This window comes from Streptomyces reniochalinae (assembly GCF_003323735.1).
Classification (GTDB): Bacteria; Actinomycetota; Actinomycetes; order Streptomycetales; family Streptomycetaceae; genus Streptomyces; species Streptomyces reniochalinae.
This window is the reverse complement of record NZ_QOIM01000032.1, coordinates 233,699-253,783: the sequence shown is the minus strand read 5'-3', so window position 1 is coordinate 253,783 and position 20,085 is coordinate 233,699. Positions and strand designations below refer to the sequence as shown.

The window sequence follows — 20,085 nt, the reverse complement described above, 5'->3', positions numbered from 1 at the left end:
GAGGTCGCGTCAAGGGGCTGTGACGGATCACTCCCAGGTGCCCATCGTGCGCGCACGCGCCCCGTCCGGCACGTCGGGGCGGGCCACCGGGGCGCCGCATCCCCCGGGCCCCGGGCGGCCGCGCGCCCTCAGAAGCGCCGCGCACCCAGGTCGCGCGAGACCGCACGCGCCGTGTCCCGCACGGCCGCCACCAGCAGCGCACGCAGATCCTCGCCCTCGCAGACCCGCTCCACGGCGCCCGTGATCCCCACCGCGCCCACCGGCATCCCCCGCCGGTCGTGGATGGGGGCCGCCACCGACGCGAGCCCGTCCCAGGTCTCCTCCACGTCGGACGCCCAGCCGCGCCCCCTGGTCAGCTCCAGGACCGCCTCCAGGCCGTCCTCGCCGGTCACCGTCCGCTCGGTGAAGGCCTGCCGCTCCCCGTCGAGCGCCTCGCTCAGCGCCACCGGGTCGTAGGCCGTCAGCACCTTGCCCAGCGCCGTGCTGTGCAGCGGCTGCATGGCGCCCACCTCCAGCACCTGGCGGCTGTCGTCCGGGCGGAAGACGTGGTGCACGATCAGCACGCCCTGCTGGTGCAGGACGCCCAGGTAGACGCTCTCGCCGCTGGAGCGGGCCAGGTCGTCCGTCCACACCAGGGCGCGTGCCCGCAGCTCGTGGACGTCCAGGTAGCTGTTGCCCAGGCGCAGCAGCTCGGCGCCCAGCTGGTAGCGCCCGGTGGCCGTGTCCTGCTCGACGAAGCCCTCCTGCTGGAGGGTGCGGATCAGACCGTGCGCGGTTCCCTTGGCGAGGTCGAGCGCGGTGGCGATCTCGGAGAGCCCGAGCCGTCGCTCACCGCCCGCGAGCAGCCGTAGCACGGCCGCCGCCCGCTCCAGCGACTGGATGGTCCGGGCCATCGGTCCTCCCTGACCTGCCGTTCCGTCATTCGACAATGCCGAACGGTATCGCTTCATGTCGACGCGCCGGTAGTCGGGATCGAGCCGTGATCGGCCCGCGGAGTGTCCGATGGTCGGAATGTCGACCTGCACTCTTGCGTCCGCCCGCTACGCTGACCGGGTGCGCTGCCTCACCGGCACGCAAAGCCGACAGCCGTCGCAACCCAGGGAGCCTCTTCCATGGCATCGAGTTCGAAGTCGCCGAGCAGCACGTCCGCATCCTCGAACCCCACCCGGGCCGACGCCCTTCGCCAGGCACTGGCCTCGCGCGTGGTCGTCGCCGATGGAGCGATGGGGACGATGATCCAGGCGCAGGACCCGACGCTGGAGGATTTTCAGCAGCTCGAAGGCTGCAACGAGATCCTGAACGTGACCCGCCCCGACATCATCCGGTCGGTCCACGAGGAGTACTTCGCCGCCGGCGTGGACTGCGTGGAGACCAACACCTTCGGCGCCAACCACGCGGCGCTGGGGGAGTACGACATCACCGACCGCATCTTCGAGCTGTCCGAGAAGGGCGTGGCGATCGCCCGCGAGGTCGCCGAGGAGTTCGCGTCGTCCGACGGCCGGATGCGCTGGGTGCTGGGCTCCATGGGTCCCGGCACCAAGCTGCCCACCCTCGGACACGCCCCGTACGCCACGCTGCGGGACGCCTACCAGTGCAACGCCGAGGGCATGATCGCCGGCGGGGCCGACGCGCTGCTGGTGGAGACCACCCAGGACCTGTTGCAGACCAAGGCGTCGGTCATCGGCGCCCGCCGGGCCATGGAGGCCACGGGCGTGAGCCTGCCCCTGCTGTGCTCGGTCACCGTCGAGACGACCGGCACCATGCTGCTCGGCTCCGAGATCGGCGCGGCCCTCACGGCGCTGGAGCCGCTGGGCATCGACATGATCGGGCTGAACTGCGCCACGGGCCCGGCCGAGATGAGCGAGCACCTGCGCCACCTGGCCCAGCACGCCCGCGTCCCGCTCTCCTGCATGCCGAACGCCGGTCTGCCGGTGCTGGGCAAGGACGGCGCCAGCTACCCGCTCACGCCCGGGGAGCTGGCGGACGCGCACGACACCTTCGTCCGCGACTACGGGCTCTCCCTGGTCGGCGGCTGCTGCGGTACGACACCCGAACACCTGCGCCAGCTCGTGGAGCGGGTCCGCGGCATGGAGCAGAGCGCGCGCGAGCCGCGCCCCGAGCCGTCGGCGGCCTCCCTCTACCAGGCGGTGCCCTTCCGCCAGGACACCTCGTACCTGGCCATCGGCGAGCGCACCAACGCCAACGGCTCCAAGAAGTTCCGCGAGGCCATGCTGGACGGCCGCTGGGACGACTGCGTGGAGATCGCCCGGGAGCAGATCCGCGAGGGCGCCCACATGCTCGACCTGTGCGTCGACTACGTCGGCCGCGACGGCGTCGCCGACATGGCGGAGCTGGCCGGACGGCTGGCCACCGCCTCCACGCTGCCGATCGTGCTGGACTCGACCGAGATCGCCGTCATCCAGGCGGGGCTGGAGAAGCTGGGCGGCCGCGCCGTCATCAACTCCGTCAACTATGAGGACGGCGCCGGCGCCGACTCCCGGTTCGCGAAGGTCACCAAGCTGGCCGCCGAGCACGGCGCGGCCCTCATCGCGCTGACCATCGACGAAGAGGGCCAGGCCCGCACGGCCGAGCACAAGGTCGCCATCGCCGAACGCCTCATCGAGGACCTCACGGCCGACTACGGCATCCGCGAGTCGGACATCCTCATCGACACCCTGACCTTCACCATCTGCACGGGCCAGGAGGAGTCCCGCAAGGACGGCGTCAACACCATCGAGGCCATCAGGCAGCTCAAGCGCAAGCACCCGGACGTGCAGACGGTGCTGGGCCTGTCGAACATCTCCTTCGGCCTCAACCCGGCCGCGCGCATCGTGCTCAACTCCGTCTTCCTCGACGAGTGCGTCAAGGCGGGCCTGGACTCCGCGATCGTGCACGCCAGCAAGATCCTGCCGATCGCCCGCTTCGACGAGGAGCAGGTCGAGGTGGCCCGCGACCTGGTCTACGACCGGCGCAGCGAGGGCTATGACCCGCTCCAGAAGCTGATGCAGCTGTTCGAGGGCGCCACCGCGAAGTCGATGAAGGCGGGCAAGGCCGAGGAGCTGGCGGCCCTGCCGCTGGAGGAGCGCCTCCAGCGGCGGATCATCGACGGCGAGCGCAACGGCCTGGAGGCCGACCTGGACGCCGCGCTGGAGGAGCGTCCGGCGCTCGACATCGTCAACGACACGCTGCTCGCCGGGATGAAGGTCGTCGGCGAACTGTTCGGCTCGGGACAGATGCAGCTGCCCTTCGTGCTCCAGTCGGCCGAGGTGATGAAGGCGGCCGTGGCCCACCTCGAACCGCACATGGAGAAGTCCGAGGACTCCGAGGGCAAGGGCACCATCGTGCTGGCCACGGTCCGCGGCGACGTCCACGACATCGGCAAGAACCTGGTGGACATCATCCTGTCCAACAACGGCTACCAGGTCGTCAACCTCGGCATCAAGCAGCCGGTGGGCGCCATCCTGGACGCCGCGGCCGAACACAAGGCGGACGTGATCGGCATGTCGGGCCTGCTGGTGAAATCCACGGTGATCATGAAGGAGAACCTGGAGGAGCTCAACCAGCGCCGGATGGCCGACGACTTCCCCGTCATCCTCGGCGGCGCGGCGCTCACCCGCGCCTACGTCGAACAGGACCTGCACGAGATCTACGAGGGCGAGGTCCGCTACGCCAAGGACGCCTTCGAGGGGCTGAGCCTCATGGACGCCCTGATGGACGTCAAGCGCGGCGTGCCCGGCGCCAAGCTGCCCGAGCTCAAGCAGCGCCGGGTGGCCAAGCGCACCATCGACATCCCCGAACCGGAGGAGAACGACGGCTCCATCCGGTCCGACGTGGCGGTGGACACGCCCGTGCCCACCCCGCCGTTCTGGGGCACCCGCGTCATCAAGGGCATCGGCCAGCACGACTACGCCTCCTGGCTCGACGAGGGGGCGCTCTTCAAGGGCCAGTGGGGGCTCAAGGAGTCCCGCAAGGGCGACGGGCCCTCCTACGAGGAGCTGGTGGAGGCCGAGGGCAGGCCGCGGCTGCGCGGCTGGCTGGAGCGGTTGCAGACGGAGAACCTGCTGGAGGCGGCCGTCGTCTACGGCTACTTCCCCTGCTACTCCAAGGGCGACGACCTGATCCTGCTCGACGAGCAGGGCAACGAGCGCACCCGCTTCACCTTCCCCCGCCAGCGGCGCGGCCGCCGGCTGTGCCTGGCGGACTTCTTCCGCCCCGAGGACTCGGGCGAGACGGACGTCGTGGGCCTCCAGGTCGTCACCGTCGGCTCCCGGATCGGCGAGAAGACCGCCGAGCTGTTCGCGGACAACGCCTACCGCGACTACCTGGAGCTGCACGGACTCTCGGTCCAGCTGGCCGAGGCACTGGCCGAGTACTGGCACGCGCGGGTCCGCAGCGAGCTCGGCTACGCGGGCGAGGACCCGAACGAGATGCAGGGCATGTTCGACCTGAAGTACCGGGGAGCGCGTTTCTCCCTGGGCTACGGCGCCTGCCCCAACCTGGAGGACCGGGCCAAGATCGCCGAGCTGCTGCGCCCCGAGCGGATCGGCGTCGAGCTCTCCGAGGAGTTCCAGCTCCACCCCGAACAGTCGACCGATGCCATCGTGCTGCACCACCCCGAGGCCAAGTACTTCAACGCCCGCTGAGCACGCACGTCGTAGACTGATCGGTCCGGTTCAGGCCGGTCGTCCCCTTCCACCGGGTAGAGAGGGGACGACCGGCCTTGTCGTCCCTTTGGAGGTGTTCGCGGATGGCCGGTACTTCCCCCGCCGTCACCACCCTTACGGGTGAAGAGCCCGCTTTGCAGGCCGTGCTGCTGGACATGGACGGCACGCTCGTCGCCACCGAGGACTTCTGGTGGGACGCGGAGGTAGAGGTCTTCGCCGAGCTGGGACACCGGCTGCGGGACGAGTGGCGGCAGATCGTGGTCGGCGGCCCCATGTCGCGCAGCGCCGGCTTCCTCATCGAGGCCACGGCGGCGGACATCGCCGTGGACGAGCTCAGCGTGCTGCTGAACGCCAAGTTCACCGAGCGTCTCGACAAGGGTGTCGAACTGATGCCCGGGGCGCGCAGACTGCTGGCCGAGCTGGCCGCGCACCGGATCCCCGCGGCCCTGGTCTCGGCCTCCCACCGCACCGTGGTGGACCGCATGCTGACCTGGATCGGACGGGAGAACTTCGCCCTCACCGTCGCCGGGGACGAACTGGTGCGGACGAAGCCCCACCCGGACCCCTATCTGATCGCGGCGCGCAGGCTGGGCGCCGATCCGGCACGGTGCGCCGTGGTCGAGGACACCGCCACCGGCGTCGCCGCGGGGGAGGCCGCGGGGTGCCAGGTCGTGGCCGTCCCCTCCATCGCGCCCATCGAGCCCAAGTCGGGGCGCACCATTGTGAGTTCGCTCGAAGAAGTCGATCTCGAATTGCTGCGTTCCCTGATCATGGTCGCTCGCTGAACGCCCGGCATTCCGCCGAAGCGGCATTGCCACTGTTCCGGGAAACCCCGTCCGGGGCGGGCGGCCGGCGGATTCCGTGAGCCGTCGGAGAAGGGCGAATTACGGTGTCCGGTGCCCGGATTGGTCCAGTGACCTTCGTCACGTTCACCCCTCTCGACAGGCGGCCACCCCTGTGGTGCTCCTGTGGCTGGTGGGGAAAATGTCCTTCCCTTGTGTCCGCATTGGTGGGGCGACGCCAAATACGTTCCGACGTCCGGATAGCGGACAGGAAGCCCGTGGTTCCTGTCCGTGAAAGCTCCCTGGTGACCAAGGCTTCAGGGATTACCCGAGCGGACGATTAATGTCGGAGCACCGGCCATTCCACCCCCTGCAACAAACCCCGGCCGGGCGAGGAGATCGTCGACGATGAACCGTAAAACTCTGGTGCTGCCCGTGCTCGTCGGGCTTCTCGCGCCCGCTCTCGCCGCATGCGGGTCGGAAGAGGGCGGGAGCGCGGACGGCGAACCCATCGTCGTCGGGACGACGGACCACTTCGCGGCCGGCAAGGGCGCGCCCGCTCCGTTCGACCCCGCGGCCGCGTACGACGTCGCCGCCTGGAGCGTCATGCGCAACACCTTCCAGACGCTGCTGCGCCTGCCCCGCACCGGCACCTCGCCCGAGATGGACGCCGCGTCCCAGTGCGGCTTCACCGACGCGCAGAACGAGCAGTACCGCTGCACCGTGCGCAAGGGGCTGACGTTCTCCAACGGGAACGAGCTCGACGCCAAGGACGTCGCCTTCTCCCTCCAGCGCCTCCAGCGCATCAACCACAAGGGCGGGCCCGCCGTCCTCTTCAGCAACCTCGACCGCGTCGAGGCGCGAGGCAAGCGCGAGGTCGTCTTCCACCTGAAGAACCCCGACGCGACTTTCCCGTACAAGCTGACCACGCCCGCGGCCGCCATCGTCGACAGCCAGACCTACCCGGCCGACTCGCTGGTCCGCGGCTCCGAACTGACCGGCTCCGGCCCGTACGCCCTCGACCGCATCAACGCCAAGTCCGCCTCGCTCACCAAGAACCCGCACTACAACGGCGGCCTGGAGATGCACAACAGCAAGATCGAACTGCGTTTCTTCGACACCTCGCGCTCCATGGAGAAGGCGCTCAAGGCCGACAAGATCGACGTCATGGGCCGCACCATCTCGCCCGACCAGGCCAACCGGCTCGAAGGCGCCCAGAACAAGGGAATCGAGCTGGTCGAACAGCCCGGCCAGGAGATCCGCTACCTCGCCTTCGACACCGACGACGACACCGCGGGCAAGAAGGCCGTCCGCCAGGCCATGGCCCAGCTCGTCGACCGCAAGGAGATCACGCGCGACGCCTACGACCGCAGCACCGAGGCCCTCTACAGCCTCGTGCCCGCCGGGCTGACCGCGCACCGCAACTCGTTCTTCAGCAAGTACGGGGAGCCCGACAAGGAGAAGGCCGAGCGCATCCTGAACGGCGCCGGCATCCACAAGCCCGTCGAGCTGACCCTCACCTACACCACCGACCACTACGGCGACGCCACCGCCAAGGAGTTCGCCGCCCTCAAGAAGCAGCTCAACGACAGCGGCCTCTTCAAGGTGAAGACCAAGGGCGTCGAGTGGAGCACGTTCCGCCCCGCGGCCACCAGCGGCAAATACCAGGTGTGGGGCTACGGCTGGTACCCGGACTTCCCCGACGCCGACAATTTCGTCGCGCCCTTCTTCGAGAAGGACAACTTCCTCGGCTCGCCCTACACCAACCGGAAGATCCGCGACAAGATCGTCCCGCAGACCCGCCGGCAGACCGAACGCACCTCGACCACCGAGGCCTTCGGCCGCGCGCAGGACATCGTCGCCGAGGACGTGCCCGTCCTGCCGCTGTGGCAGGGCAAGCAGTACCTGGCGTCGGGCGACGACATCACCGGCGTCGAATGGGCCCTCAACTCCTCCTCCGTGCTCCAGTTCTGGGAACTGGGCCGCGGCGAGGAAGGCTGACGGCTGACCCCGAGGGCGCGCCCCCCCCCGAGCCTCGCCCCGCCGTCTCGGCCCGCCCCCGGTCCACGGCTCCGGAGCCGGAGCCGTGGACCGGGACCGAGGACAGGGACAGCGCAAGGGTGGCCGGGAGGGGAAGGGACGACGGCCTCCGCCAAGGGGAAAGGCGACGGCCGCCGCCCGAACGACGAGGCGACGGCCGTCGGTCGGGATGTCGGGCCGCGAACGGCTGCCGGCCGTCACGGCAGGCCGGGAGCCTTCCGGCGTGGACGCCGGGCCGGAAGCCGCTCCCCGTGGAGACACCGGGCCGCTGAACGGCCGCCGGCCCACGCCGGCGGCCGCGAGCGGCTACGCGGAGCCCGGCCGGACGAGGCCGCTCTCGTAGGCGTACACCGCCGCCTGCACCCGGTCACGCAGCCCCAGCTTGGTCAGCACGTGGCCGACGTGGGTCTTGACCGTCGTCTCGCTCACGAACAGGTCCGCGGCGATCTCCGCGTTCGACAGCCCGCGCGCCACCAGCTTCAACACCTCCACCTCGCGCTCGGTCAGCTGGTGCAGGGTGTCAGGCACCGGCTCCTCACCCGAGGGCAGCTTGCCCGCGTACTTGTCCAGCAGCCGCCGCGTGATGCTCGGCGCCAGCATCGCCTCGCCCGCCGCCACCACCCGGATGGCCTGCACCAGCTCCCCGGCAGGGGCGTCCTTGAGCAGGAACCCGCTCGCGCCGGCCCGCAGCGCCTCCACCACGTACTCGTCCAGGTCGAACGTCGTGAGGACCAGCACCTTGGCCGGTCCTTCCTTGGCCGGGCCGGTGATCCGCCGGGTGGCCTCCACCCCGTCCATCCGCGGCATCCGGATGTCCATCAGCACCACATCGGGCTGGAGCGCCCGCACCTGGTCCAGCGCCTGCAAGCCGTCCCCCGCCTCACCGACCACCGCCAGATCCTGCTCGGCCTCCAGAATCATCCGGAAGCCGGTGCGCAGCAGCGGCTGGTCGTCCACCAGCAGTACGCGGATTGCCACAGGAACTCCTTCGGCGGGGCGGCAGCGATCGCCCCATTCTCACCCAGCCGCCGTGGCGACCCGCTCAGTCCCCCGCCTCTGTGGCCGCCACCTCCCCGGCCGAGCGCGGCTCCGGCAGCCGGGGCTGGATCGTCAGCGGATACGGCGGGGGAGTGCCACCGAACTCGGGGCAGTGCGCCTGGTGGTCGCACCAGCCGCACAGCTTGCCGGGCCTGGGCCGCCAGTCACCCGTCTCCGTCGCCCTGCTGATCGCGTCCCACAGTGCAAGCAGCTTGCGTTCCGTGGCACGCAGGTCGCTCTCCTGCGGGTCGTAGGTGAGCACATCGCCGCTGCCGAGGAAGACCAGTTGCAGCCGCCGGGGCAGCACGCCGCGCAGTCGCCACAGCACCAGGGCGTAGAACTTCATCTGGAACAGCGGCCCGTCCGCGTACTCGGGCCGTGGCGCCTTGCCCGTCTTGTAGTCGACGATGCGCACCTCACCCGTCGGTGCGACATCGACGCGGTCGATGATGCCGCGCAGCCGCAGCCCCGACTCCAGCCGGGCCTCCACGAACAGCTCCCGCTCGGCGGGCTCCAGCCGGGTGGGATCCTCCAGGGTGAACCACCGCTCGACCAGCTCCTCGGCCTGCGTCAGCCACTGCGCCAGTTGGGCGCCGTCCTCGGCGTCCTCGGCGAACAGCTCCGCCAGCTCGGGCCGCTTGGCCAGCAGCCGCTCCCACTCGCCGGCCACCAGGCCCCGGGCGCGCCCCGCGCTGCGCTCGGCGGCAGGCGCGTCGAAGAGTCTTTCGAGCACCGCGTGGACCACCGTGCCGCGGGTGGCGGCGGCGGAGGGTTTCTCCGGCAGTTTGTCGATCACCCGGAAGCGGTAGAGCAGCGGGCACTGCATGAAGTCCGCTGCCCGGGAGGGCGACAGCGAGGTCGGCGGTGTGGCCGCGCGGGTTTTCATGGGATAAGACCCTAAGGCCCACCACTGACAGCGGACACTTACCATCGACGGCAGACCCCTCGCACCGTACGGCAGGCCGATCCGGCAGGCGGCGCGGCGGAGCGGCGGGACGCGAGGGAAGCAGCAGAGGGGAACCCGTGGCGGACGAGGACAACGACGGGATGCCGGCGGCCGGTGGCTCCGGCCAGGGGAACGGCCATGGTGGGCCGTCCTCCCGCAAGCCGACCCCCGGCAGACCCGCCCGCCCAAACCCGCCCGGCGGCGGCATCCTGATGGGGCGCCCCTTCGGCGTTCCGGTCTACGTCGCGCCTTCGTGGTTTTTGGTGGCCGCGCTCATCACGTGGGTCTTCGGCGGCCAGCTCGAACGGGTCCTGCCCGAGCTGGGCGCTCTGCGCTATCTGATCGCGCTGTTCTTCGCCGTGGCCTTCTACGCCTCGGTGCTGGTCCACGAGCTCGCCCACACGGTCGCCGCGCTCCGCTTCAAGCTGCCGGTGCGCCGCATCCAGCTACAGTTCTTCGGAGGCGTCTCCGAAATCGAGAAGGAGTCGGAGACGCCAGGGCGTGAGTTCGTCCTCGCGTTCGTGGGGCCGCTCTTCTCGCTGCTGCTGGCCGGGGTCTTCTACGCCGCGATGCGCGCGGTGGAGCCGGGCACCGTCCCCGGCGTCCTGCTGGCCGGGCTGATGGTCTCCAACCTGCTCGTGGCCGTCTTCAACCTGCTGCCGGGGCTGCCGCTGGACGGCGGCCGGATGCTGCGCGCCATCGTGTGGAAGATCAGCGGCAAGCCCATGACCGGCACGGTCGCCGCCGCCTGGGTGGGCCGGGCGCTGGCCGTGGCCGTGCTGATCGGACTTCCGCTGGCCACCCACGCGGGCGGGCTGGCCAGGGGCGGCGTCAGCGGTATGGACTCCCTGACCGACGCGCTGCTCGCCGCGATCCTGGCGGCCATCATCTGGACCGGCGCGGGCAACAGCCTGCGGATGGCCCGGCTGCGCGAGCGCCTCCCCGAGCTGCGCGCCCGCACGCTGACCCGCCGAGCGGTGCCCGTCGAGACCGACACCCCGCTGTCCGAGGCCCTGCGCCGCGCCAACTCCGCCGGGGCCCGCGCACTGGTCGTCGTCGACGGCAAGGGTGACCCGCTCTCCCTCGTACGGGAGGCCGCCATCGCCTCCGTTCCCGAGCACCGGCGCCCCTGGGTGGCCGTCAGCACGCTGGCGCAGGACCTCAAGGAGGGCATGCGCGTTCCGGCGGAGCTGGCGGGGGAGGACCTGCTGGAGTGGCTGCGTGCCACCCCCGCGACCGAGTACCTGGTCGTGGAGGACACCGGTGAGATCTACGGGGTGCTGTCCACCGGGGACGTCGAGCGGGCGTTCGTCGCGGCCATGTCCAACCACGCCGACGGCCGGAGCGCCCGTACCTGAGCCCGGCCGGGCCGAGGGGGGCCGGTCTCCGGGGCGCAGTGCCCGAGACCGGGCAGGGCGAGGGGTCTGGCGGCCCGGGGGTTCCGGTCGCCGGCGGGCTGCCGGGGTCCCGCGGCTGGTGGTGGCCCGTGCCCCGGGCGGCCCAGCGCACCGCGGCACGCCGGGACCGGCTAGGCTGTCGGCATGTCCGAACCGACCGGTGCCGCCCGCCGTCGCGGGCCCTTCAAGGTCGGGGACCAGGTCCAGCTCACCGACCCCAAGGGCCGCCACTACACGATCACCCTCGAAGAGGGGAAGAGCTTCCACACCCACAAGGGAGCCTTCCCCCACGACGAGCTGATCGGTGCGCCCGAGGGGAGTGTCGTCCGTACCACCGGAAACGTCGCCTACCTCGCGCTGCGTCCCCTGCTCCCCGACTATGTCCTGTCCATGCCACGGGGGGCCGCCGTCGTCTACCCCAAGGACGCCGGCCAGGTGCTCGCCATGGCCGACATCTTCCCTGGCGCACGCGTCGTCGAGGCAGGCGTCGGCTCCGGCTCCCTGAGCGCCTTCCTGCTCCGCGCCATCGGCGACCAGGGCATGCTCCACTCCTACGAGCGCCGCGCCGACTTCGCCGACATCGCCCAGCAGAACGTGGAGCGCTACTTCGGCAGCCCCCACCCCGCCTGGACCCTGACCGTCGGCGACCTCCAGGACAACCTGTCCGACACCGACGTCGACCGCGTCATCCTCGACATGCTCGCCCCCTGGGAATGCCTGGAGGCCGTCTCCAAGGCGCTGGTGCCCGGCGGCATCCTGTGCGCCTACGTCGCCACCACGACACAGATGGCCCGCATGGTCGAGTCGATCCGCGAGTTCGGGACGTTCAACGAGCCGCAGGCATGGGAGACCATGGTCCGCAACTGGCACGTCGAGGGCCTCGCCGTCCGCCCCGACCACCGCATGATCGGCCACACCGGCTTCCTGCTGACCGCCCGCCGCCTCGCCGACGGCGTCGAGCCCCCGCTGCGCCGCCGCCGCCCCGCAAAGGGCGCCTACGGCGAGGACTACACGGGACCCGGCAGCCAGTCAGGCGGCCGCGCCTCCTAGCGGCTGCGTCTCTCAGCGCAACCGGCCCGGCTCGACGGGCCCCCGAACGACACGCCCACTGCCCCGCACCCGCCGCGAAACCGGGTGCGGGGCAGCCGTGTTGGGAAGCGGGAACGAGCCGAAGGGGACCCGGACGTTCCGTGCCGGTGTGACCTGTGGCACCATGCGAAGCACCTCCTCCTCGCACCCGCTCCGCACTCCTCGCCGCTCCACACCGCACACGTCGTCGCCCGCACCCAGGAGTCACCCCGCGTGACGGAACTGCCGCACACCCGCTCCCGTACGGCCCACTGGCTCGCCACCGCCGCCGCCCTCGCCGCGGTCCTCGGGGCCACCGCGCTCCTCCAGCCGGCCACCGCCACCCCGGCTTCCTCCTCCGGCGACTCCTCCGCCCCGGCGCCCGATCCGGACCAGGCCCACTACCCCCTCGACTGCGGGCAGGGCGGCTCCGGGACCGACGTACTCGATGCGGCGAGCGCCGACTTCGACGGGGACGGCACCGACGAGACCGTCGCCGTCGTCCGCTGCCGCGCCCACGGCGGCACCCCGCCCAGCGCCGTCTTCGTCCTCGCCAGGTCCGCCGACGCAGGCGCGCCCCGGGTCGCCGCCACCCTCGTCGAGCAGAGGGAAGGGATGTCGGTCGACGACCTCGCCGTCCGCGGCGCCGCCATTTCCGCCACTCTGCTCGGCTACTCCTCCGCCGATGTGCCCCGCTGCTGTCCCGACAAGCGCCGCAAGGTCAAGTGGGAGTGGCGCGAGGGGAAGTTCGTCCTGCGAGCCGCGCCGGTCGCGGGCGGCGGACTCAGCGTCTGAGCAGGCGCTCCGGTGCCGCGCACGGCCCGCGAGACGGCCGCGCCGAGCCGCCCGGCCTGAGGCGTCCGGCGGTGAAACAGGGCCGCTGTTGAAGGGTGTTGAACATCTCGCCGCCGCAACCGGTCGCTTTGCGATGGTGGTGGATGGGTATTCCCAGTGCTGAGGGGAGTGCGCAAGGGTGAAGATCGGACACACCCCGACCGTCTTTGTGATCTAGGGGTTTCAACCCGCACCGGCCCAGGTAGGGTCGAAGCGTCCAGCTCCCCCTGGAGGAGGTGAGGACCGTGGCAGCCCACGACGACGACACCAACCGCGGCATCCGGCCCGGTCGGGGCGACGACCCGTCCGGCCAGATCGCCTACCTTGAGCAGGAGATCGCCGTCCTGCGCCGCAAGCTCGCCGACTCTCCGCGCCACACTCGTATTCTCGAGGAGCGGATCGTCGAGCTACAGACCAACCTGGCCGGCGTGTCCGCCCAGAACGAGCGCCTGTCGAACACGCTCCGCGAGGCGCGCGACCAGATCGTGGCCCTCAAGGAAGAGGTCGACCGGCTCGCCCAGCCGCCGTCCGGCTTCGGGGTCTTCCTACAGGCCAACGAGGACGACACGGCCGACATCTTCACCGGCGGCCGCAAGCTGCGGGTGAACGTCAGTCCGAACGTGGAACTCAAAGAGCTCGAGCGTGGCCAGGAGGTCATGCTCAACGAAGCGCTCAACGTGGTCGAGGCCATGGAGTTCGAGCGCGCGGGTGACATCGTCACCCTCAAGGAAGTGCTGGACGACGGGGAGCGAGCGCTCGTCGTCGGCCACACGGACGAGGAGCGCGTGGTCCGGCTCGCCGAGCCGCTGCTGAGCGCCACCCTGCGGGCCGGGGACGCCCTCCTGCTGGAGAGCCGCTCGGGCTACGTCTACGAGGTCGTGCCCAAGAGCGAGGTCGAGGAGCTCGTCCTCGAAGAGGTCCCCGACATCGACTACACCAAGATCGGCGGGCTCGGCGGCCAGATCGAGCAGATCAGGGACGCCGTCGAGCTGCCCTACCTCTACCCCGACCTCTTCCGGGAGCACCAACTGCGCCCGCCCAAGGGTGTGCTGCTCTACGGCCCGCCGGGATGCGGCAAGACGCTGATCGCCAAGGCGGTGGCCAACTCGCTGGCCAAGAAGGTCGCCGAGGTCACGGGCAAGCCGCAGGGCAAGAGCTACTTCCTCAACATCAAGGGCCCCGAGCTGCTGAACAAGTACGTCGGCGAGACGGAGCGGCACATCCGCCTCGTCTTCCAGCGGGCCCGCGAGAAGGCCAGCGAGGGCACGCCCGTCATCGTCTTCTTCGACGAGATGGACTCCCTCTTCCGCACGCGTGGCTCGGGCGTCAGCTCGGACGTGGAGAACACCATCGTCCCGCAGCTGCTCTCCGAGATCGACGGTGTGGAGGGCCTGGAGAACGTCATCGTCATCGGCGCCTCGAACCGCGAGGACATGATCGACCCGGCGATCCTGCGCCCGGGACGCCTCGATGTGAAGATCAAGATCGAGCGCCCCGACGCCGAGGCCGCCAAGGACATCTTCTCCAAGTACCTGACCTCCACGCTGCCGCTGCACGCGGACGACGTGGCCGAGCACGGCGGCAACCTGGAGGCCGCAAGCGACGCCATGATCCAGTCGGTCGTGGAGCAGATGTACGCGGAGTCCGAGGAGAACCGCTTCTTGGAGGTCACCTACGCCAACGGTGACAAGGAAGTGCTCTACTTTAAGGACTTCAACTCCGGCGCCATGATCGAGAACATCGTCGGCCGCGCCAAGAAGATGGCCATCAAGGCCTACCTCGACCACAACCAGAAGGGTCTGCGCGTCTCCCACCTGCTGTCCGCCTGCGTGGACGAGTTCAAGGAGAACGAGGACCTGCCCAACACCACCAACCCGGACGACTGGGCCCGCATCTCCGGTAAGAAGGGTGAGCGGATCGTCTACATCCGCACCCTGGTCACCGGCAAGCAGGGAGCGGACACCGGCCGGTCCATCGACACCGTCGCCAACACCGGTCAGTACCTGTAGAGAGGACCAGTCCGGCTGCGGGTTCCCGACGGGGCACCCGCAGCCGGATCGTTTCCCGGCGCCAAGGAAGTCCCCCCGGTGATCTGCCGCCCCCGGCCCGCGCGTCATAGGCTCGTCCCTACCGCCGAGACGCGCAGTGGCGGGAGGGGGCCGCACGCGGGAAGGACGCGCAGCGGGACTTGAACGGCGGTCCACCGGCGGACCGCCGTCAGGCAAGGAGGGCAGCATGACCGTACGGCGCGTAATGGGCATCGAGACCGAGTACGGGATCTCCGTGCCCGGCCACCCCAACGCCAATGCCATGCTCACCTCGTCCCAGGTGGTCAACGCCTACGCGGCGGCGATGCACCGGGCGCGGCGCGCCCGCTGGGACTTCGAGGAGGAGAACCCGCTGCGGGACGCCCGCGGCTTCGACCTGGCCCGTGAGTCGGCCGACGCCAGCCAGCTGACCGACGAGGACATCGGTCTGGCCAACGTCATCCTCACCAACGGTGCGCGCCTCTACGTCGACCACGCCCACCCCGAGTACAGCGCCCCCGAGGTCACCAACCCGAGGGACGCCGTGCTGTGGGACAAGGCGGGGGAGCGGATCATGGCCGAGGCCGCCGAACGGGCGGCCGAGGTGCCGGGTACGAGCCCCATCCACCTCTACAAGAACAACACCGACAACAAGGGCGCCTCCTACGGCACGCACGAGAACTACCTGATGAGGCGGGAGACCCCCTTCTCGGACATCGTGCGGCACCTGACCCCGTTCTTCGTCTCCCGCCAGGTCGTGTGCGGCGCGGGACGGGTGGGGCTGGGCCAGGACGGCAGCGAGCACGGGTTCCAGCTCAGTCAGCGCGCCGACTACTTCGAGGTCGAGGTGGGGCTGGAGACCACGCTCAAGCGCCCCCTCATCAACACGCGCGACGAGCCGCACGCCGACGCGGAGAAGCACCGCAGGCTGCACGTGATCATCGGGGACGCGAACCTCTCGGAGGTCTCCACCTACCTGAAGCTGGGCACCACCGCGCTGGTGCTCTCCATGATCGAGGACGGCTTCATCGCGGTGGACCTCGCCGTCGACCAGCCGGTGCGCACCCTGCACCAGGTCTCGCACGATCCGACGCTCGCGCAGCTGATCACTCTTCGTAATGGGCGCACTCTGACAGCGGTCCAGCTCCAGATGGAGTACTACGAGCTCGCCCGCAAGTACGTGGAGGAGCGCTGGGGCGCGGACGCGGACGAGCAGACCCGCGACGTGCTGGCCCGCTGGGAGGACGTGCTCGGCCGGCTGGAACGCGACCCCATGACCCTCTCCAGGGAGCTGGACTGGGTCGCCAAGCGCGAGCTGATGGAGGGCTACCGCCGCCGTGACCAGCTCGACTGGGACGCTCCCAGGCTCCACCTGGTGGATCTCCAGTACGCGGACGTGCGCGGCGACAAGGGCCTCTACAACCGCCTCGTCTCCCGCGGCTCGATGCAGCGCCTGCTCTCGGAGGAGGAGGTCAAGGAGGCGGCCTTCAAGCCCCCCGAGGACACCCGTGCCTACTTCCGCGGCCGTTGCCTGGAGCAGTACGCCGACGACGTGGCCGCCGCGTCCTGGGACTCGGTGATCTTCGACCTGCCGGGCCGTGACTCTCTGCAACGAGTTCCCACGCTGGAGCCGCTGCGGGGTACCCGCAACCACGTCAAGGAGCTGCTCGACCGCTGCCGGACGGCGGAAGAGCTGGTCAAGGTGTTGTCCGGGAACTGATGCGGGGGCCGAATCGTGGCTATTCGGTCCGCCGGGCGGGAATCATCGGGGTGGTTCCCGGACGTTGAAGCAACCAAGGAGCCGATGTCAGTCCCGGCTTGTAGGGTCTGATCTTGTACGTTCCGCGTGCATCACCGAACCGAGCGGGGTGAGGGAAATGGCGACCAAGGACACCGGCGGCGGACAGCAGAAGTCCACCCGCCAAACCGAGGAGACCGAGGAGCAGGCGCAGGACGCGCAGGCTTCGGAAGACCTCAAGGAGCGCCAGGAAGCGCTGTCGGAGGACGTCGACTCGGTGCTGGACGAGATCGATGACGTGCTCGAGGAGAACGCCGAGGATTTCGTGAGGTCCTTCGTGCAGAAGGGTGGCCAGTGATTCTCCCTTCGAAGCGAAGGGAGAGGCCCGGGCGGGTGGCGGTGTGGCCGAGCGCGGTGCGCGCCGTCGGCGGAGCCTGTTCCCGGTGGCCTGTGGGTGCCGCCGGAGCCGGACGGGACGGCTCCGCGCGGGAGCGCCGCCCGCGTGCGCGCCTCCGCGCGGCAGAGCCGAAGACCGTGCCCGGAGCATGTGGAACACGATCATGAGCCGGGTAAGGTCCGGGGCGTACCGTGCTTCAGCCGCGACGCCGCGCTGGGGCACCTCGAGGATCGGCCGGACGCCCGTCGGCGCGCGGCCGCCTATGTGGAAGGAAACGTGTGGAAGCCGAAATTCGTAGCACCGGGCGTCTACCTGCTGCCTTCCTGACGCCGGGGTCGTCGTCGTTCATGGACTTCATGTCCACCCACGCTCCCGAGCAGCTGCCGGGCAACCGGTCGCTGCCGCCCGTCGAGGGCGCCGTCCAGGCGCCCCACGGGACGACGATCGTGGCCGCGACCTTCGCCGGCGGCGTCGTCCTGGCCGGGGACCGGCGGGCGACGATGGGCAACGTCATCGCGCAGCGCGACGTCGAGAAGGTCTTCCCGGCCGACGAGTACTCGGCGGTGGGCATCGCGGGCACCGCGGGCCTGGCCGTGGAGATGGTCAAGCTCTTCCAGCTGGAGCTGGAGCACTTCGAGAAGGTGGAGGGCTCCACGCTCTCCCTGGAGGGCAAGGCGAACCGCCTCTCCACGATGATCCGCAGCAACCTGGGGATGGCCCTGCAGGGGCTCGCCGTGGTCCCGATGTTCGCCGGGTACGACGTGGACAGGGACAGGGGCCGCATCTTCTCCTACGACGTGACGGGCGGCCGCTCGGAGGAGTACGGCTTCGCCGGTGTCGGCTCGGGCTCCGTCTTCGCCCGCGGCGCGCTCAAGAAGCTCTACCGGGAGGAGATGACGGAGGAGCAGGCCGCCACCGTCGTCCTCCAGGCCCTCTACGACGCCGCGGACGACGACTCGGCCACCGGCGGCCCGGACATGACGCGCCGCATCTACCCGATCGTGGCGACGATCACCCAGGACGGTTACCGCAGGCTCGGCGAGGACGAGGTCTCCGGGCTGGCCCAGGCGGTCTACGACGGCCGCCTCCAGCAGCCCAACGGCCCGCAGGCTCCGGCCTCCTAGGCCCGGACACCCCGGACATCGCATCCATACGGACAGGAAGGGACGGATAGCCGGTGTCGACGCCGTTCTATGTGTCGCCCCAGCAGGCAATGGCCGACCGCGCGGAGTATGCCCGCAAGGGCATCGCGCGCGGCCGCAGCGTGGTCGTGTTGCAGTACGCGGACGGCATCGTCTTCGTCGCCGAGAACCCTTCTCGGGCGCTGCACAAGGTCAGCGAGATCTATGACCGCATCGCCTTCGCGGCGGTCGGCAAGTACAACGAGTTCGAGAACCTGCGCATCGGCGGCGTCCGCTACGCCGACCTGCGCGGGTACACCTACGACCGCGAGGATGTCACCGCGCGGGGTCTGGCCAACGTCTACGCCCAGACGCTGGGCACCATCTTCTCCTCGAACGCGGAGAAGCCCTACGAGGTCGAGCTGATCGTCGCGGAGGTGGGCGCGGCCCCCGAGGACGACCAGATCTACCGCCTGCCGCACGACGGCTCCATCGTGGACGAGCACGGTTCGGTCGCCGTCGGCGGCAACTCGGACCAGATCGGCAGCTACATGGACCAGCGGCACCGGGAGGGAATGTCGCTGGGCGAGGCGCTGAAGCTGGGTGCCGTGGCGCTGGCGCGGGACAGCAGCGGTGGCGAGCGGGAGCTGTCGGCGGAGCAGCTGGAGGTTGCCGTGCTCGACCGGCAGCGCTCCCAGAAGCGCAAGTTCAAGCGTGTCCCCGCCGCCCAGGTGGCCCGTCTGCTGGAGGAGACGCCCACTCCGGAGGCGAGCGAGGACTCCTCGGAGGAGTAGCCCGTGACGGCCCGGGGCCCGGACGTTCCGCGTCGCGCTCCGGGCCGTGGAGGGTCGTTCCTCACCGCGTGACGACCGACTGTGCCGGGGCCCGGGCGGGCGTCGGCAGACCGTACCGGGTCTCAGGGGCGCGGCCCGGTCGAGCCGCGCTCCAGCAGGCGTACCGGGAGCCGGACCGGCCGCGGCGGCCGCCCTTCCACGACGGCCAGCAGCGCTTCCATGCCGGCCGCGCCCACCCGCTGGGCCGGAAGTGCCACGGTGGTGAGTTCGGGCTCCACGGCGGTGGCGAGCGTCAGGTCATCGAACCCGGTCACCGACACCTCCTCCGGTACCCGCAGCCCGAGTCGCCGCGCGGCCTTCAGCGCTCCGGCGGCCAGCAGATCGTCGTCGCACACGACCGCGGTCGGTGTGCGTGCGCTCCCCGGGGCCAGCACCCGTGTGGCCGCGTCCAGCCCGCCCGCGACGCTGAGGGCCGCCCTTTCGGTACGCACCACGGCGCCCCCTCCCGCCCGCAGGGCGTGTGCGAGGGCTTCCGCTCGCGCGGTGAAGGTCCAGGAGTCCACGTCGGCCGCGAGGTGGGCGACGTCGCGGTGGCCGAGCGCGAGCAGATGGGCCGCCACCTGCCGCATGCCGTCGGCGATGTCGACGTTGACGGTGGCGTCGCAGTCCCCCTCGTCGCTGTCCAGCATCACCAGGGGCAGGCCCTCGCCGCGGAGGGTGGCGAGGGCGTCGGGGGCCATGGAGGAGGCGATGACGCCGTCCAGGGCCGTGCGGGCCGAGGCGAAGGGGTCGGGCGTCTTCTCGATGCCCTCGGGGGAGGGGTAGAGGACGATTCCGAAGTCGTGCGAGGTGGCGACCTCGACGGCTCCTTGGTGCACGGCGGCGAAGAACTCCCCGGTGAGGGCGGGGACAACGAGCAGCGCCGTGCGGGTGCGGCCGAGGCGCAGGGTGCGGGCCGCCAGGTTGGGGCGGTAGCCGAGGGTGCGGGCCGCGGCGCGTACGGCCTCGGCGGTGCGGGGCGAGACCCTGCCCTCCCATTTGCCGCCGAGGACGAGGGAGACGGTGGCCTGGGAGACTCCGGCGGCGTCCGCCACGTCGTGTCCGGTGGGGCGTGCGGAGCGGGCCGCCGTCTGGTGGCGGCGTGGGGTTCCGCCGTCTCGGGTGTGCTGTGCCGGCACGGAAACTCCTTCACCGCGGCTCGCTCGCATGGTACGTATGGCGAGCGCGTTATACGTAAAA

General features: G+C 70.6%; 16 protein-coding genes. 12 read left to right on the top strand and 4 right to left on the bottom strand.

Features of this window, described 5'->3' with window-relative positions:
- Positions 1-128 precede the first annotated feature (128 nt).
- Positions 129-893 (bottom strand): IclR family transcriptional regulator, encoded by a 765-nt coding sequence (locus DQ392_RS13365; RefSeq protein WP_114015792.1) that lies wholly within the window; start codon positions 891-893, stop codon positions 129-131.
- Between the two features lie 219 nt (positions 894-1,112).
- Between DQ392_RS13365 and metH the strand changes: the two genes are divergently transcribed.
- The 3 genes from metH (at position 1,113) to DQ392_RS13350 (ending at position 7,447) form a co-directional block, all read left to right on the top strand.
- On the top strand, positions 1,113-4,643 hold the full coding sequence (gene metH, locus DQ392_RS13360) for a methionine synthase (RefSeq protein WP_114015791.1): 3,531 nt from the start codon (positions 1,113-1,115) through the stop codon (positions 4,641-4,643).
- 104 nt (positions 4,644-4,747) lie between these two features.
- Positions 4,748-5,449, top strand: a complete 702-nt coding sequence (locus DQ392_RS13355) for an HAD family hydrolase (protein ID WP_114015790.1) — start codon at positions 4,748-4,750, stop codon at positions 5,447-5,449.
- 405 nt (positions 5,450-5,854) lie between these two features.
- Positions 5,855-7,447, top strand: coding sequence for an ABC transporter substrate-binding protein (locus DQ392_RS13350; RefSeq protein WP_181856403.1), 1,593 nt, complete (start codon positions 5,855-5,857; stop codon positions 7,445-7,447).
- A 345-nt stretch (positions 7,448-7,792) separates the two neighbouring features.
- Here the strand turns inward: DQ392_RS13350 and DQ392_RS13345 are convergent, their stop codons facing one another.
- Both DQ392_RS13345 and DQ392_RS13340 read right to left on the bottom strand, forming a co-directional pair.
- On the bottom strand, positions 7,793-8,464 hold the full coding sequence (locus tag DQ392_RS13345) for a response regulator (protein WP_114015788.1): 672 nt from the start codon (positions 8,462-8,464) through the stop codon (positions 7,793-7,795).
- Positions 8,465-8,528: 64 nt separating this feature from the next.
- On the bottom strand, positions 8,529-9,410 hold the full coding sequence (locus tag DQ392_RS13340) for a RecB family exonuclease (protein WP_114015787.1): 882 nt from the start codon (positions 9,408-9,410) through the stop codon (positions 8,529-8,531).
- Positions 9,411-9,547: 137 nt separating this feature from the next.
- On the opposite strand from DQ392_RS13340, the gene DQ392_RS13335 reads away from it, so the two are divergent.
- From DQ392_RS13335 to prcA, 9 genes are all read left to right on the top strand, one after another.
- Positions 9,548-10,828, top strand: a complete 1,281-nt coding sequence (locus DQ392_RS13335) for a site-2 protease family protein (protein WP_114015786.1) — start codon at positions 9,548-9,550, stop codon at positions 10,826-10,828.
- Between the two features lie 183 nt (positions 10,829-11,011).
- Complete coding sequence (locus tag DQ392_RS13330; RefSeq protein ID WP_114015785.1) at positions 11,012-11,917, top strand: tRNA (adenine-N1)-methyltransferase; 906 nt, start codon at positions 11,012-11,014, stop codon at positions 11,915-11,917.
- Between the two features lie 252 nt (positions 11,918-12,169).
- Positions 12,170-12,730 carry a hypothetical protein gene (locus DQ392_RS13325; RefSeq protein ID WP_114015784.1) on the top strand — a complete coding sequence of 187 codons (561 nt, stop codon included), beginning with the start codon at positions 12,170-12,172 and terminating at the stop codon, positions 12,728-12,730.
- 284 nt (positions 12,731-13,014) lie between these two features.
- Positions 13,015-14,778, top strand: a complete 1,764-nt coding sequence (gene arc / locus DQ392_RS13320) for a proteasome ATPase (protein ID WP_114015783.1) — start codon at positions 13,015-13,017, stop codon at positions 14,776-14,778.
- Between the two features lie 226 nt (positions 14,779-15,004).
- Entirely contained in the window at positions 15,005-16,516 is a 1,512-nt protein-coding gene (gene dop / locus DQ392_RS13315) for a depupylase/deamidase Dop (RefSeq protein WP_114015782.1), read from the top strand.
- Positions 16,517-16,673: 157 nt separating this feature from the next.
- Positions 16,674-16,892 (top strand): ubiquitin-like protein Pup, encoded by a 219-nt coding sequence (locus tag DQ392_RS13310; protein WP_114015781.1) that lies wholly within the window; start codon positions 16,674-16,676, stop codon positions 16,890-16,892.
- Between the two features lie 96 nt (positions 16,893-16,988).
- Positions 16,989-17,258 carry an endonuclease domain-containing protein gene (locus DQ392_RS13305; protein WP_425470523.1) on the top strand — a complete coding sequence of 90 codons (270 nt, stop codon included), beginning with the start codon at positions 16,989-16,991 and terminating at the stop codon, positions 17,256-17,258.
- Entirely contained in the window at positions 17,210-18,055 is an 846-nt protein-coding gene (gene prcB / locus DQ392_RS13300; RefSeq protein WP_114015779.1) for a proteasome subunit beta, read from the top strand. Before DQ392_RS13305 ends, prcB begins: the two co-directional genes overlap by 49 nt.
- Positions 18,056-18,108: 53 nt before the next feature.
- Positions 18,109-18,846 carry a proteasome subunit alpha gene (gene prcA / locus DQ392_RS13295; protein ID WP_114015778.1) on the top strand — a complete coding sequence of 246 codons (738 nt, stop codon included), beginning with the start codon at positions 18,109-18,111 and terminating at the stop codon, positions 18,844-18,846.
- 122 nt (positions 18,847-18,968) lie between these two features.
- On the opposite strand, the gene DQ392_RS13290 is transcribed toward prcA, so the two are convergent.
- Positions 18,969-19,940, bottom strand: coding sequence for a LacI family DNA-binding transcriptional regulator (locus DQ392_RS13290; RefSeq protein WP_245981431.1), 972 nt, complete (start codon positions 19,938-19,940; stop codon positions 18,969-18,971).
- Positions 19,941-20,085: the final 145 nt, after the last annotated feature.

What these genes read in the sequence shown, in the direction of transcription:
- DQ392_RS13365 (WP_114015792.1), bottom strand. Translation starts at nt 893, where the DNA reads ATGGCCCGGACCATCCAGTCGCTGGAGCGGGCGGCGGCCGTGCTACGG.
- metH (WP_114015791.1), top strand. Translation starts at nt 1,113, where the DNA reads ATGGCATCGAGTTCGAAGTCGCCGAGCAGCACGTCCGCATCCTCGAAC.
- DQ392_RS13355 (WP_114015790.1), top strand. Translation starts at nt 4,748, where the DNA reads ATGGCCGGTACTTCCCCCGCCGTCACCACCCTTACGGGTGAAGAGCCC.
- DQ392_RS13350 (WP_181856403.1), top strand. Translation starts at nt 5,855, where the DNA reads ATGAACCGTAAAACTCTGGTGCTGCCCGTGCTCGTCGGGCTTCTCGCG.
- DQ392_RS13340 (WP_114015787.1), bottom strand. Translation starts at nt 9,410, where the DNA reads ATGAAAACCCGCGCGGCCACACCGCCGACCTCGCTGTCGCCCTCCCGG.
- DQ392_RS13330 (WP_114015785.1), top strand. Translation starts at nt 11,012, where the DNA reads ATGTCCGAACCGACCGGTGCCGCCCGCCGTCGCGGGCCCTTCAAGGTC.
- dop (WP_114015782.1), top strand. Translation starts at nt 15,005, where the DNA reads ATGACCGTACGGCGCGTAATGGGCATCGAGACCGAGTACGGGATCTCC.
- DQ392_RS13310 (WP_114015781.1), top strand. Translation starts at nt 16,674, where the DNA reads ATGGCGACCAAGGACACCGGCGGCGGACAGCAGAAGTCCACCCGCCAA.